Source organism: Aequorivita sediminis (assembly GCF_032080575.2).
Taxonomy (GTDB): Bacteria; Bacteroidota; Bacteroidia; order Flavobacteriales; family Flavobacteriaceae; genus Aequorivita; species Aequorivita sediminis.
The window spans coordinates 119,335-133,025 of record NZ_JAVLSO020000006.1 but is presented as its reverse complement, the minus strand read 5'-3'; the positions used below and the strand labels follow the sequence as shown (position 1 = coordinate 133,025).

At 33.5% G+C, this 13,691-nt stretch carries 13 protein-coding genes; 7 read left to right on the top strand and 6 right to left on the bottom strand.

Annotation, left to right across the window (positions count from 1 at the left end):
• Window positions 1-220 precede the first annotated feature (220 nt).
• Both RT250_RS10880 and RT250_RS10875 read right to left on the bottom strand, forming a co-directional pair.
• A complete protein-coding gene (locus RT250_RS10880) occupies window positions 221-1,522 on the bottom strand; it encodes a hypothetical protein (RefSeq protein WP_313114749.1) in 1,302 nt (433 codons plus the stop codon).
• A 17-nt stretch (window positions 1,523-1,539) separates the two neighbouring features.
• The gene (locus RT250_RS10875) at window positions 1,540-2,547 is read right to left on the bottom strand and encodes a hypothetical protein (protein WP_313114748.1); all 1,008 of its coding nucleotides are present in this window, start codon (window positions 2,545-2,547) and stop codon (window positions 1,540-1,542) included.
• 199 nt (window positions 2,548-2,746) lie between these two features.
• On the opposite strand from RT250_RS10875, the gene RT250_RS10870 reads away from it, so the two are divergent.
• Window positions 2,747-3,820, top strand: a complete 1,074-nt coding sequence (locus tag RT250_RS10870) for a tyrosine-type recombinase/integrase (protein ID WP_313114747.1) — start codon at window positions 2,747-2,749, stop codon at window positions 3,818-3,820.
• Between the two features lie 58 nt (window positions 3,821-3,878).
• On the opposite strand, the gene RT250_RS10865 is transcribed toward RT250_RS10870, so the two are convergent.
• Window positions 3,879-4,751 carry a lysophospholipid acyltransferase family protein gene (locus tag RT250_RS10865; RefSeq protein ID WP_313114746.1) on the bottom strand — a complete coding sequence of 291 codons (873 nt, stop codon included), beginning with the start codon at window positions 4,749-4,751 and terminating at the stop codon, window positions 3,879-3,881.
• Window positions 4,752-5,056: 305 nt separating this feature from the next.
• Here RT250_RS10865 and RT250_RS10860 point away from each other — a divergent pair, with 305 nt between their 5' ends.
• Window positions 5,057-5,707 (top strand): rhomboid family intramembrane serine protease, encoded by a 651-nt coding sequence (locus RT250_RS10860; RefSeq protein ID WP_313114745.1) that lies wholly within the window; start codon window positions 5,057-5,059, stop codon window positions 5,705-5,707.
• Window positions 5,708-5,741: 34 nt separating this feature from the next.
• Window positions 5,742-6,428, top strand: coding sequence for an SIMPL domain-containing protein (locus tag RT250_RS10855; protein ID WP_313114744.1), 687 nt, complete (start codon window positions 5,742-5,744; stop codon window positions 6,426-6,428).
• Window positions 6,429-6,519: 91 nt separating this feature from the next.
• On the opposite strand, the gene RT250_RS10850 is transcribed toward RT250_RS10855, so the two are convergent.
• Together RT250_RS10850 and RT250_RS10845 are read right to left on the bottom strand one after the other, a co-directional pair.
• Complete coding sequence (locus tag RT250_RS10850; protein ID WP_313114742.1) at window positions 6,520-7,638, bottom strand: TlpA disulfide reductase family protein; 1,119 nt, start codon at window positions 7,636-7,638, stop codon at window positions 6,520-6,522.
• A gap of 207 nt (window positions 7,639-7,845) precedes the next feature.
• On the bottom strand, window positions 7,846-8,661 hold the full coding sequence (locus RT250_RS10845) for a 2,3,4,5-tetrahydropyridine-2,6-dicarboxylate N-succinyltransferase (RefSeq protein WP_313114741.1): 816 nt from the start codon (window positions 8,659-8,661) through the stop codon (window positions 7,846-7,848).
• A 258-nt stretch (window positions 8,662-8,919) separates the two neighbouring features.
• On the opposite strand from RT250_RS10845, the gene ruvX reads away from it, so the two are divergent.
• From ruvX to mazG, 4 genes are all read left to right on the top strand, one after another.
• The gene (gene ruvX / locus RT250_RS10840; RefSeq protein ID WP_313114740.1) at window positions 8,920-9,330 is read left to right on the top strand and encodes a Holliday junction resolvase RuvX; all 411 of its coding nucleotides are present in this window, start codon (window positions 8,920-8,922) and stop codon (window positions 9,328-9,330) included.
• Between the two features lie 68 nt (window positions 9,331-9,398).
• Window positions 9,399-9,989 (top strand): peptide deformylase, encoded by a 591-nt coding sequence (def, locus tag RT250_RS10835; RefSeq protein ID WP_313114739.1) that lies wholly within the window; start codon window positions 9,399-9,401, stop codon window positions 9,987-9,989.
• A 62-nt stretch (window positions 9,990-10,051) separates the two neighbouring features.
• Entirely contained in the window at window positions 10,052-10,603 is a 552-nt protein-coding gene (locus RT250_RS10830) for a DUF5606 family protein (RefSeq protein ID WP_313114738.1), read from the top strand.
• A gap of 214 nt (window positions 10,604-10,817) precedes the next feature.
• Window positions 10,818-11,594, top strand: coding sequence for a nucleoside triphosphate pyrophosphohydrolase (gene mazG, locus RT250_RS10825; RefSeq protein WP_313114736.1), 777 nt, complete (start codon window positions 10,818-10,820; stop codon window positions 11,592-11,594).
• 89 nt (window positions 11,595-11,683) lie between these two features.
• Here the strand turns inward: mazG and RT250_RS10820 are convergent, their stop codons facing one another.
• Window positions 11,684-13,684 (bottom strand): DUF349 domain-containing protein, encoded by a 2,001-nt coding sequence (locus tag RT250_RS10820; RefSeq protein ID WP_313114735.1) that lies wholly within the window; start codon window positions 13,682-13,684, stop codon window positions 11,684-11,686.
• Window positions 13,685-13,691 lie beyond the last annotated feature (7 nt).

Sequence of the window (13,691 nt, the reverse complement as noted above, 5' to 3'; positions counted from 1 at the left end):
TTAAGATACAAATAACCAAGGCAGCATCTAAAGAGAGTGCAATGAGTTTTCAACAAACTTATTAAGTTTTGAGACAGTCTGACGGTCTCGTATAAGAATAGTAGCGGATTTTACGCACTAATTTTTCGGTTAAATACAGACCTTTTTTTATATTTACTTACTTTCGTTTTAGCGACTAAACCGCTATTATTTTTATACATTGTTGGCAACTGGCTTTTTTTCAAAAGTCTAATGAATAGAAGAAATTATCTATAAATTCCCAATACATATTTTCTTTTCCATTTATTCCCATTTCTCCGTCTTCTGCTTTACATATCAACCTTAAAACAATCTCTTTTGACTTTTCTTCTTTATACAATTGATATACAATATCCATTGTTACTTCAGAGATTGCTGGTGCTTCATCTCTAACAGATTTAATCTTAAACGAAATCAGTTTTTTGTATTCTAATTCACGTCTTATTTTTCCAGCTTCTGCACCAATATTTATTTCCTTATCACTAAACCTATGAACTAGTTTAGCAATATTGCCGTAATTTTTATTTTTCCAACTTTGAGCTATTTCAAATGCGGTTTTTTCTGGACTATATTTATTAAAGTTTAATGGCTCAACTTCTATGTTTACTCTAGGTTTCCAATTGTCAAGTTCCTTCCATCTTAAATCACTTTTAACTTTCCATTCTTGATGTTCAATTATAGTTTTCTTTAATTCTTTCCAACTTTCACTTAAAGTCAATTGTTTTTCTGGAATTGGCGGGTTTTCTTTTTCTTCTTTTAGTGCTCTTGCCCAGTCATTAACTGCAAATAGTGTCGACCAACATTTCCCTACAACATATTGATTGTCAAATTTTAAATCTCTACCGTGTAAAATTCCATTTCTATAAGGTAGAAATATTTCTTCAGCGTTGGTTTTTTTTCTTGAAGCATTAAAAATATCTTTAATAGCTGTCAGTCCGCTACTGTGAGATGCAATACTATCCCAAGCTTTTAATTCGGTGTTTTCTGAAAAGAAACCTTTACTCTTACTTATATCATTAACTGCTCCATCGATTATTGTTAGTAATAGTGGAACGCAAGAATGAAATCTTCTTTCAAGTGTGTCTTTATATGCTTTCTCAATTAGTTCAAAACGTATTGAAAATGCAGGTAAAACTCTGAATCTATGTTGTAACCAATTAATTTCTGTTGATGTGAAATGATTTGATAAAATTGTTTCTGCTTTTTCAATATCGCCATTATCAGCTAATTCAACTGCCTTTTCCATTAGTGGCGAATTCATAGATTCGTGTGAAATCCATCCTAATTTGGCAAAATGTGAATTGAATCTATCTGGTAATGTAGAAAGATGCTCAACTTCTTTTTTTAAGTCAGGAATTTTAGAAAAGGCTTCATTTAAGCTTTTGTTTTTGATACCAAAAAATGAAAGAATTTTTACTATTTTACCAATTGCATTAGCTCCTTGAACATCTTTTCTGATTTTTGAATAAGATGGTAAATCAGCTATTTTATTTTTCTCTTCCATTTTATTTTTATGAGTTTTTATTGGTCATAATATCCACCTTCTCCCATATTAGACCAAAAGCTATATTTAACAAACTTATTTCTTCTTTTATTTTCTGGAATTTCTTGAACTGTTTGTTGCATAAGTGTTGGAATAAAATTTCGACCAGCTAAATGCACGATGGTAATTTCACAGATATAAATAAAGTTTGGAACTAGAAATTTTAAAAATTCCGACAATGATTGCCTTTCTAATTTACTGCCTTTAAAATCTAATTCAATACTTGGTGCGATAACGTCAGAGTTTGGTGCTAATTCAAAATCATAAATTTCAACGCCTTTAAGTTGATGGTCTAAAGCGTTTCTTAAATTTCTTATTAGTTTCATAAATTCTAAAATCTTACCGAGAAACTCGGTGAAACTGTCTTTTTCGCCATATTTCTCCTCGATAATTTTGTATAGCTTTGGAAAATGAGATTGTTGAGTTAATCCGTCATTCGGATAAAAAAGAGTAATTATTTTCATCAATGTCTGCTCAATGTGGTCAGCTTTTTGAAAAATAGTTGTGCATCTATTTTTGGCATTACCAATCGATGGAATTGAATAACTAACAGGTTTACTTCTTTTAGATTCGTACTCTTCAGTAACCTCTATTTCCTTATCTAAATAGCTCTGAATTTCAGTATCTAAAATTGATAATTCTTGAATAAGGTCTAAAGTTAGAGTTAATGCTTTTTCTGTATCTATTGTATTTTCAAATTTGCCTTTATTAAATAGAATGTTTGCAGTAATAAAAACTCTTGAAACCATTTCAGATTCCGAACCTTGGTCAATTATCAGTTTATGAATGTTGTTTGGAAGATTAATATTTGTTCTTTCAGGGTCAACGTCATCAGCCATCATAAATTCATAAATAGACCTTTCTTTGAGTACAATTAGTCTTTCGCCAATTTTTATCATTTGTTCAATTGCTCCATCTTCCTTGGTTCCGATTTCTGCATTTCCTCCCGAACTTCTTTTTCTGTCTATAGGTCTATTATCTTTCATTTATGTTCAGATGTTTTTTAGCTTGTTGCCAACACGTAAATATACGCAATTTCGTAACATACCCCGAAAAACACCAAATTTTTTACCCAACTACCAATACATAAGACTTTATACAGTTTTTTCTATGCGTTATTTTGTATATCTTTAGACGTATATCACTAATTTTCAGATTGTTTGATATACAAAATGACGATACGCTATGGACCTGAAAAACTATAAATTCGAACCTGGAGCTCATAAGAATAAACCCGTTATTTGGGTTAGATTTCCATACCATTTTCATCTAAAAAATGCCCTAAAAAAAAGATTTCCATCAGCTAAATGGAGCCAATCCAATAAATCTTGGTATCTATTAGACACACCTGCCGTACGAGAAGTGCTATACCTACCTAAAAAAAACAATAAAAATAAATTGCTGTGTAATATTCATCCAGTAAATCAGCAAGCTATGTTACACTTTGTAAACCAATTAAATCTTAAAGCTTATAGCGAGAATACAATTCGGGTTTATTGCACAGAGCTCAAGCATTTATTGTTATTGCTAAATAATTATCCTGTAGAAAAACTTACTCCAGAGAAACTTAAGTCATATTTCCTCTATTGTTTAAAAAATGAAAAAATGAAAGAGCGAAAATTAAATGGGAAAATAAATGCAATTAAATTTTATTTCGAACAGGTCTTACACCGCGAAAAAATGTTTTTTGATATCCCAAGACCTAAAAAGCCGGCAACCCTACCAAAAACATTAACTCAACGAGAAATTTCTTTACTTTTTAAACAAGTTACAAACATCAAACACCTCTTAGCATTACAACTGTGCTACGGTATGGGCTTGCGAGTAAGTGAGGTGGTAAACCTTAAGTTAGAACATATTAATTCTAAAGATGGAATAGTGCTGATAGCTCAAGCAAAAGGCAAAAAAGACAGATATGTCCCGTTACCAAATTCCATTTTGCCATTATTAAGGAAATATTACTTTCAATATAAACCCAAAAAATACTTACTAGAAGGTAGGTTTGGTGGGCAATATTCTAAAGGAACTGTACAAACGGTTTTTAGAGAGGGCTTAAAAAATGCAGGAATTAATAAAAGTGTAGGCCTACACGGATTAAGACATAGTTACGCTTCGCATTTGTTGCAAACCGGAACAGATATTAGGTTAATTCAAGATTTATTAGGACACTACAGTATTAAAACAACGATGATTTATACCAACGTAACTCAAAAACAACTCAATAAAATTAAAAGTCCCTTGGATAGTTTAAATTATTAACCTCCTTATTGCTATAAAGGGCGTCTTTTAAAAGATGCTAAATAAAATATTGAACTTGTTATTTTTTTCTGTGTTTCCAACGTTTATGCGACCATAGATAATGCGCTGGGTTTTCACGAATTTGTGTTTCTAACATATCAAAAAACATACGGGTAATTTGAAAGTCTTCATACGTTTTTGGATGATCTGCAATAGGAACAAATGTGGCGGTGTAATACCCGCGCTTTACTTTTTCAACTTTTAAATAAAGCACTGCAAAGTCTAACTTTTTAGCCAATTCCTCGGTTCCAGTAAACATAGGAACATCTATCCCCATAAAAGTATCGCGATACTTAAAGGCATTCAGTTTAGGAGATTGATCGGAAAGGATGTAGGTGAGCGTCTTTATTCCTTTTTTCCATTTTCGGAAAAGTACTGGAACTATTTTTTTATTACTTACAATAATACCTCCAAAATGCTCCCGAGTTTTTTTAACCAAATCGTCAAATTGTTTATTGTCTAACGGTTTGTAAACAGCGTGAGCTTGATGTTTCATGAGTTTGTTTAGAATGCCACTCCATTCCCAATTTCCATAATGCCCAGCCATTAATAAAATACTTTTATCACTGTTGTAATAGCTGTCTAGTATTTCAACATTGGTTACTAGAAAGCGCTTGCGGATTTCTTTTTCTGAAATGGTAAAAGCTTTTATGGTTTCAAAAATAAGATCGCATAAATGCTCGAAAAATGCTTTGGTGATTTTATTGCGTTCTTCCTGTGTTTTTTCGGGAAAAGCTAAGGCTAAATTTTCTTTTACTACTTTCTTACGATACCCGACAATGTAGTAAACCAATATAAATAACGCAGTTGATTTTATGTACAAAATACGCATTGGCAATTTTGAAATAAGCCATAGAATAGGGTAAACGAATATATATAGAATTCTTTGCATAGGTAATGAAACCGCAAAATTACTCAATTTATTTCTTGAAAGTGTGCATCGCAAATAGGAAATTAAAAGTAATTTTTTAATTATTCTCACCCCTTTTATCATTTCGTAACGTAAGGTAACTTCATCACTATCTATAATCTCGCTTTAAATGAATGCAATCTTAGTGAATCTATAGATTTGTCGGTAATTGTTGAAGGTAATTTAGATTTATAAATAGCTGCCAATAAATTCACAATTCGGCTTAAATACTCCTAATTTCACCCTTGGTTTTCGTATTTTTGACTTCAAAATATTCAAATATATATATGTTAAACTTAGACATCGCAACAATTGTAATTATCGCTGCAAACGTAATTATATCAATGAAAGGTTTTAACGACATGACCTTTTTCAATAAGTATAAATTCAATATTTCGGGGATACGTCACGGAGAGCAAATAAGAATGTTTAGCTCGGCATTTTTACACGCAGATTTTTCGCATTTATTATTCAATATGCTTACCCTATACTTTTTTGCTCCCGTTGTAATTAATAGTATTGGTGTAACTTCCTTCGTAATTATTTATGTTGTAAGCTTATTAGCAGGGAATTTACTTTCGTTTTACTTTCATAAAGATGAACCTCATTACAGCGCAATAGGAGCAAGTGGTGCAGTTATGGGAATCTTGTATTCCGCTATATTATTTCATCCAAATATGGGGCTCTATTTATTTTTTATACCTATTGCTATTCCAGCTTGGTTATTTGGTGTGGCATATTTGTTGTATTCTATCTTCGGAATGAAAAAAAGACTAGGAAATGTAGGTCACGATGCGCATATAGGTGGAGCTTTAGGAGGTTATGCACTAACACTAATGTTTGTACCTAGCTTATTTACTACAAGTTTGTGGATTGTTGTTTTGCTTGCTGTTCCCTTAATTATTTTATTCATTATGCATAAACTTGGGAAAATTTAAAATCTCAACAGTTATTAAACTAATTCAACAAAATATGAAAGCACTTCAAACCATTTTAATTTTAGCATTAACAACAACCGCAGTTATGGCTCAAAATACACTTCCACCTCCAACTATAGATGTTACAGGCGAAGGTATTGTACGTGTTGTTCCCGATGATGTAACAATCAATATTCGTGTAGAAAATACAGGTGAAAACGTTAAATCGTTAAAAAAGCAAAACGATGCCATTGTAAACGACGTTATTAAATTTTTGAAGAAAATGAACATCGCAAATAAAGATGTTCAAACCCAATACATGAATTTAAATAAGAATTACGATTACAATACCAAAACATATACGTTTGCTGCAAACCAAGCTATCTCGATAAAGTTACACGACCTCTCGCAATACGAAACTATTATTAGTGGTCTTCTAGATACGGGCGTTAATCGTATTGATGGCGTTATGTTTTCGTCCTCAAAAATAGAGGCATTAGAAAGTCAAGCACGTAAAAATGCAATCGAAAATGCGTCGATGAAAGCCAAAGAATACGCGGGCGTTTTAAATCAAACTGTAGGAAAAGCAGTTTCAATTAGTGAACAGACAAATGCTGGACCTGGGCCCATTATGTACAAATCTGCAATGATGAGCGATCAAAGTGAAGGAGGGCAAGAAACAATAGCTCCTGGCGAAATGGAAATAAAAACTACAGTAAATGTTAGTTTTCTTTTAAACTAAACAGAAAAGGTAGAAGGAAAGTACCTCAATAAAAAAGCCTCGAAAACTAATGTGTTTCCGAGGCTTTTTTAGTATTTAATTTCTATAGAAATTATTCTCCACCTAGTAAGGTTGAAATTTTAGCTTCTAAAGCTGCACCTCTAAGGTCTTTATCTATAATAACTCCATTTTCATCCAGTAAAAAGGTTGCTGGAATAGCACGTATATTGTATTGCTGCGCAATAGGATCTTGCCACCACTTTAAGTTAGAAACGTGATACCAATCCATTTTATCATCTTCGATAGCTTGGAGCCATTTGTCTTTCTGAGTGTCTTTATCTAAGGAAACACTAATAATGTTTAATCCTTTTTCGTGATATTTATTATAAACCTTTACTACGTTAGGGTTTTCTACACGGCATGGTTTACACCAAGAAGCCCAAAAATCAATTATAGTATATTTTCCTAATGCATCTTCCAACGACATCATTTCGCCTGTAGGAGTAGGAGCGCTAAAATTAGGAGCTTTACTACCAATACTCGCTTTCTTTAAAGACGAAACGTTGTTTTTAAGGTCGATAACCAACTCGTTTTCGGCTAGTTTTGGGTTCAGATTGTCGATAAATGTTGAAGCCTCGCTTGGGTTTAACTCCTTTTTGCTAACCATTTCAGAAATTAGCATCACAGCAAAAATCGAATTGTTGTTTTTACTTAAGAAATCTTTTTTGAATTCAATTTCTTCATTCATCAAGTTTAAGTTTTCACTTTGAACCTGTGTAATGGCAGCAGTGTCATTTTCTTGTTGTGCAGCACGGTAACGCTCCATTTGTTGCTGCTTAACCTTGTTTAAAGAAACCATCTTGTCAACAAACTCACTATAAGCTTCATTTTCTTTTCCACCGCTCACTCTTGAAGCTTGTAAGCTATCTTTGTATACTACAGCTTGCATATCTACGTTTTCAGGAAAATATAAAACAGACCCGTTTACACCATCTATACGTAAAAAGTTTAGGTCATAACCTTCACTCTTATTATAAGTAGCCGAAAACTTTCCATCGGTTACCGTTAAAGTGTCCACAGCTTTAGGCTGTTTATTTTCTAAAGTAAATACATAAATTTTGTCTCCATCTTCAAACCCAACAGCATCACCTTCAAACGTGTAATCATTGCTAGCCGAATCGTTACAAGAAACCAGTGAAATTGCAAATAATAAAGCAAATATAAATCTCATAATACTAATCTATTTTAATTTTTGGCAAAAATACAGGTTTAAAACCTTAAAGAGATAAATACCTATTCATTTTGGTTTTAATTAACATACCGTAATACTTTGCTGTAGTTTATTCAATTAAAACGAGTTGCTATATTCAATTATAACAACTCGATATTGTTTTTAAGAATTGGATTGGTTGTAAATAAAAATTCAGGTTTTTCTGAATTATACCGCAACACTATACTCACGTAAAGCGTCGTTAAGCGATGTTTTTAAGTTTGTACTTTCTTTGCGTTTCCCAATTATTAGCGCACAAGGAACTTGATATTCACCTGCTGGGAACTTTTTGGTATAGCTACCAGGAATTACTACCGAACGCTCCGGAATATAGCCTTTTGTTTCAACAGGAGATTCTCCTGTAACATCTATAATTTTTGTTGAAGCAGTAAGTACCACATTTGCTCCCAAAACAGCTTCTTTCCCTACGCGTACCCCTTCAACAACGATGCAGCGGGAGCCTATAAAAGCATCATCTTCAATAATTACCGGGGAAGCTTGTAAAGGCTCTAAAACCCCTCCAATACCTACACCACCACTAAGGTGAACGTTTTTACCAATTTGAGCACAGCTACCAACTGTAGCCCAAGTATCTACCATGGTACCTTCATCAACATACGCACCAATATTAACATAACTAGGCATTAGGATTACCCCTTTCGAAATATAAGCTCCATGGCGTGCCACAGCATGAGGCACAACGCGAACTCCTTTGGCTTCATACCCAGATTTCAATGGAATTTTATCGTGATATTCAAAAATTCCAGCTTCCATAGTGCGCATTTTCTGAGTAGGGAAGTAGAGAACAATAGCTTTTTTCACCCATTCGTTAACTTGCCACCCATCGGCTACAGGCTCTGCACAACGCAATTTCCCTTGATCGCATAAATTTACAACTTGACGGATAGCCACAAGTGTTTCAGATTCGGTTAGTAAGGATCGATCGTCCCAAGCTTTTTCTATAATCGTCTTTAGTTCGGTCATTATATATAATCGTTAATAATTTTAATTTACTTTTTCTCTTTGTTAATTCATTAGTAGTTAGTTTAAACTCATAATTCATAATTCATAATTCATAATTCATAATTCATAATTCATAACTCATAACTCATAACTCAACTCCAACCTCCAACTTCTCACATCTCACCACTCACCCCTAATACCACAAATATACTCTTCATAAATCAAAAAAACGGCTCATAATAGTATAGTAATTCACAAAGGCTTATTTTTGCCGAAGTTATGGGAAGAATTTTAGCTTTAGATTACGGTAGTAAACGCACGGGCATCGCCATTACAGACGAGTTGCAGCTAATTGCTTCAGGTTTAACAACGGTTCCTACTCCCGAATTAATCGATTTTTTGAAGAAATATATAGCTTCAGAGAAAGTTGAATTGGTTTTGGTAGGCGAACCTAAACAGAAAGATGGCACACCTTCCAATATAGAAGTGGAGATTCAGAAGTTTTTAAAGAAATTTTCAAATATCTTCCCCGACTTACAAGTTAAACGTGTGGACGAACGTTATACTAGCAAAATGGCGTTTCAAACTATGATTGATAGTGGTCTTAAAAAGAAGCAACGTAGAAATAAGGCGCTAGTTGATGAAATTAGTGCAACAATAATTTTACAAGAGTATTTATATAATAAATAGCTTTGTAAGCTCGCAATTTATCGCACGCTCACCATAATAATGAATTAAAATAATAATAGATATAGAGAATGATTTTACCAATAGTAGCTTACGGCGATCCAGTTTTAAGAAAGGAAACCGAAGAAATAACAAAAGATTATCCAAACCTTAAGGAGGTAATCGACAATATGTTCGAAACAATGTATGAGGCACGTGGTATTGGTCTTGCGGCACCACAGGTAAATTTACCGATTCGTCTATTTATTGTTGATGCCACCCCTTTTGAAGATGACGAAGATCTTACTGAAGAGGAGCAGAAATATGTTTCAACATTTAAGAAGGTATTTATCAACGCTAGAATTTTAGAAGAATCTGGAGATGAATGGGCTTTTAATGAAGGGTGTTTAAGTATACCAGATGTTCGCGAAGATGTATTCCGCCAACCTGAAATTGTAATGGAATATTACGATGAAAACTTCAAAAAACACAAGGAGTCTTTTAAAGGAATGGTAGCGCGAATTATTCAACACGAATACGACCATATCGAAGGGATTTTATTTACCGATAAACTATCTCCGTTAAAGAGAAGATTAATAAAAAGTAAGCTTGCGAATATTTCAAAAGGGAAGATTAATATCGATTACCGAATGAAATTTCCAAATGCAAAAAAGAAACGCTAACTCACTTGCGTATCTAAACCAAACCAAAGATATTTGTAACCATTAAAAAATAAAGGAATTTTATGAGCTTAGAAAAAGTGTTATCAATCTCCGGTAAACCTGGATTATATAAATTAAAATCCCAAACAAGAGCTGGCTTTTTAGCAGAGTCGCTTTTAGATGGTAAAACAATTAACGTAAGTGGCCGCCACAATGTGAGCCTGCTTTCAGAAATTGCTATATACACACTATCAGCAGAGGTTCCACTACGCGAAGTCTTTAATAAGATTGCAACAAAAGAAGAAGGAAAAGAAGCTATTAGTCATAAATCTTCTAAAATAGAATTAGAAGAGTACTTCTTTAGTGTATTACCAGACTACGATGAAGATAGAGTGTATGCCAGTGATATTAAAAAGGTACTACAGTGGTACAACCTTTTAGTTAAAAATGGTCTTACAGATTTTTCTGAAGCAAAAGCTGAAAATAATGAAGAAGACAAAGATAAGGAAACAGTAGCAGCAAAGCCTAAAAAAGAAACAGCTGCAAAAGCTGCATCTCCTAAGGCTGCAAGTGCGAAAGCGTCTTCAGCAAAAAAAGGAGGAACAGCTAAAAGTACAGCAGCTCGTAAGAAATAATAGTTTGTTATTATTTAAAAAGATTATAGAATTTTATAACGGAAGTCTTAAAATCCAATTGGGTTTTAAGACTTTTTCTTTTAGTAAGTATTAATCACTCGGTATTTTATTATAAACCATAACTTTATAGTCTCTGTAATATTTAGTATTTAAGCATTGCTATAAACTTGCTTTATTCATTATTACATTGAAACTTAATTACACCTCATTTACAATGAAAAATACGCGTCAAGACCAACTTAAAGCTTTCGATAGATTGTTAACTATAATGGACGAATTGCGAGAGCAATGCCCTTGGGACAAAAAACAAACTATGGAGTCGCTTCGTCATTTAACCATAGAAGAAACCTACGAACTTGGAGATGCCATTCTAGATAACGACCTAGATGAAGTAAAAAAAGAGTTGGGAGATGTTCTTTTGCACATAGTTTTTTATGCAAAAATTGGAAGCGAAACAAACGATTTTGACATTGCCGATGTATGTAATGGTATATGCGATAAACTTATAGCACGTCACCCACATATTTATGGCGATGTAAAAGTTGCAGATGAAGCTGAAGTAAAGCGCAATTGGGAAAATTTAAAATTAAAGGAAGGAAAAACAAGTGTTTTGGAAGGTGTTCCTAAATCCTTACCCGCAGTAGTAAAAGCCAGTAGAATACAAGAAAAAGTTGCGGGTGTAGGCTTTGATTGGGAGGAACCCCAACAGGTGTTTGAAAAACTGCAGGAAGAATTAGGCGAATTGCAACACGAAATAAACGAAAACAATCAGGATAAAATTGAAGCCGAATTTGGTGATGTACTCTTCTCTATGGTAAATTATGCTCGATTCCTAAACGTAAATCCCGAAAATGCATTAGAGCGTACAAATAAAAAGTTTATTAAACGCTTTCAATATCTAGAAGGGAAGGCTAAAGAGATGAACAAGTCTTTAAAGGATATGACGCTTGCAGAAATGAATATTTTTTGGAATGAAGCTAAACTCCAATAACCACTATAGCATAACTGATAAATAAAAAAAGATTTAATCTTTCTCAATTGAAATGATTAAATCTTTTTTTATGCTTAAAAATTTAAATTTTAGTCTTCTCGAACTTCTTTAATTTTTGAAAGCTTAGCCTTCCAAACTTCTAATTGTTCTTTATGACGATCAATGTTTTTGTGTACTTCTACAACCATAGGATTGTCGTCGTCTACATGGCGGAAGAAACCTAAGTTATTTTCTAACTGACGGATTTCATCTTTCGTTTCTTCAATCTTTTTAGAAATAAAGAAGTGTTCGTTTTTGAGTTTGCGCTCGTCATCCCTATTTACAAGCGTGTTTAGCTTATTGTCGAACTTGATAAGCTCCGCTTCTTTTTTACCTAAATCAAGCTTTTTGAAAAGTGCATCCAGTATTTTATTAAACTTCTGCTCAATATTACGCTTGTTATAAGGTACACGACCAATTTCTTTCCAAGCAGTAATGTTGTCTTTTATAGCCTTAATATCGGTTTTATGGTCTCCACTTAATTCAAAAGTAGCGAGTTTAGAAAGCATTGCTTCTTTTGCTTCATAATGAGCAACCTCTTCTTTATTTGCTTCATTTTTCTGAGCGTGAAGTCGGTCGAAATAGTGATTACACGCTTTTTTGAACTGCTTCCAAATTTTATCGCTGTATTTTCTTGGTACGTGTCCAATATTCTTCCAGTCATTCTGAATTTTCTTCATTAACTGGGTTGTCGTTTCAAAATCTTCGCTGTCTTTATTGTCTTCAGCAATTTTAATAAGCTCGCGCTTCTTTTCAAGATTTGTAAACTGCTCTTTCTTTTGGTTTTTATAGAAAGAGTTTTTCTGATAATTAAAACTGCTAGTAGCATCCTTAAAGGACTTCCAGATTTCCTTGTTGTTTGCTCTTGGTACACGACCGGTATTAAAAAAAGTATCTCTTAACTCTTGAACCTTTTTAATTGAGTTTTGCCAACCTTGGTGACTAGATTTCGTCTCTTCGGTTGTCTTTTTTATTTCCTCGATAAGTTGTTTTTTCTTATCTAGGTTGCTTTCAAATTCTTTTTCAGCCTCGGCTAAATACGCTTGACGCTTATCGTGAATAACTTTTGTAGCTTCGCTAAACTTATCCCAAACTTCATCGCGATATTCCTTAGCAACTGGACCTATATCTTCTTTCCACATTTTGTGAAGCATCTGTAACTCACGGAATGCCTTGTTTACATTTGCTTCTTGTGCAAGTTCCTCAGCTCGGGTAATCAACTTTAACTTAGCATCTAAATTGTGTTTGAAATCCATATCTCGGAATTCACGATTCAGGTGAAGATAATCGTAAAAGTTTTCTACGTGGTGGTGGTAAGTATTCCAAACCGTATTGTATTTGTCTCTCGGAATTGGACCTGCAACGTGCCACTTTTCTTGTATTTCTTTAAAGTGCTTGTAAGTGGTGTTGATGTTTTCTTCAGCACCTAAAAGGCTTTTTAACTCCTCAATCAATTCCCAACGCTTATCTAAGTTTGCTTGAAGATCCTTTTTAAGGGATTTGTAATAATTGTTGCGCTTCTCCTTGTAATCGAAATAAAGTGAATTAAATTTTTTCTTTAATGGAGTAGTATAATGGAAGTCTATAATGTTTCCGCCCGCAGCAAGAAAATCTTCTTTCTTATGCTCTAATTCCTCATTAAACTGATTGTTAAACTCTGCGCGAATTTCTTCAACATCGTGCTTTAAATCTTGAATCTTCTTCGTGTTCAATAAATTTTCAAACTCTGCAATCAACTCTTTTTTGGATAGCGTACTGTAATCTTTTTGTGCCTCTTCTTCTTTAGTTTCGTCTTCCTCCTCATCTTCTGAAGAAGCTACTTCCTCTTCATCTTCAGTTTCAATTTCATTTTCGTCCAGATCAGCAGTTGCAGGAGATGTTTCCTCTGCATCTGTATCCGAAACTACTTTTTCTTCTGTATTAATCTTTTCAGCTTCTACAGGTGTAACCGCTTCTTTTTCAGATAGAGCTTCATTATCTGGAGTTACCTTTTCATTTTCTTGATTACTCAATGGAGTAGATGTTTCCTTTGGCATTTTTTCGTCAGACATTTGTTTC

Coding starts and splice junctions, on each gene's coding strand:
- RT250_RS10850 (WP_313114742.1), bottom strand. CDS start 7,638: ATGAGATTTATATTTGCTTTATTATTTGCAATTTCACTGGTTTCTTGT.
- RT250_RS10875 (WP_313114748.1), bottom strand. CDS start 2,547: ATGAAAGATAATAGACCTATAGACAGAAAAAGAAGTTCGGGAGGAAAT.
- RT250_RS10865 (WP_313114746.1), bottom strand. CDS start 4,751: ATGCAAAGAATTCTATATATATTCGTTTACCCTATTCTATGGCTTATT.
- RT250_RS10880 (WP_313114749.1), bottom strand. CDS start 1,522: ATGGAAGAGAAAAATAAAATAGCTGATTTACCATCTTATTCAAAAATC.
- ruvX (WP_313114740.1), top strand. CDS start 8,920: ATGGGAAGAATTTTAGCTTTAGATTACGGTAGTAAACGCACGGGCATC.
- mazG (WP_313114736.1), top strand. CDS start 10,818: ATGAAAAATACGCGTCAAGACCAACTTAAAGCTTTCGATAGATTGTTA.
- def (WP_313114739.1), top strand. CDS start 9,399: ATGATTTTACCAATAGTAGCTTACGGCGATCCAGTTTTAAGAAAGGAA.
- RT250_RS10830 (WP_313114738.1), top strand. CDS start 10,052: ATGAGCTTAGAAAAAGTGTTATCAATCTCCGGTAAACCTGGATTATAT.
- RT250_RS10870 (WP_313114747.1), top strand. CDS start 2,747: ATGGACCTGAAAAACTATAAATTCGAACCTGGAGCTCATAAGAATAAA.
- RT250_RS10855 (WP_313114744.1), top strand. CDS start 5,742: ATGAAAGCACTTCAAACCATTTTAATTTTAGCATTAACAACAACCGCA.
- RT250_RS10845 (WP_313114741.1), bottom strand. CDS start 8,661: ATGACCGAACTAAAGACGATTATAGAAAAAGCTTGGGACGATCGATCC.
- RT250_RS10820 (WP_313114735.1), bottom strand. CDS start 13,684: ATGTCTGACGAAAAAATGCCAAAGGAAACATCTACTCCATTGAGTAAT.
- RT250_RS10860 (WP_313114745.1), top strand. CDS start 5,057: ATGTTAAACTTAGACATCGCAACAATTGTAATTATCGCTGCAAACGTA.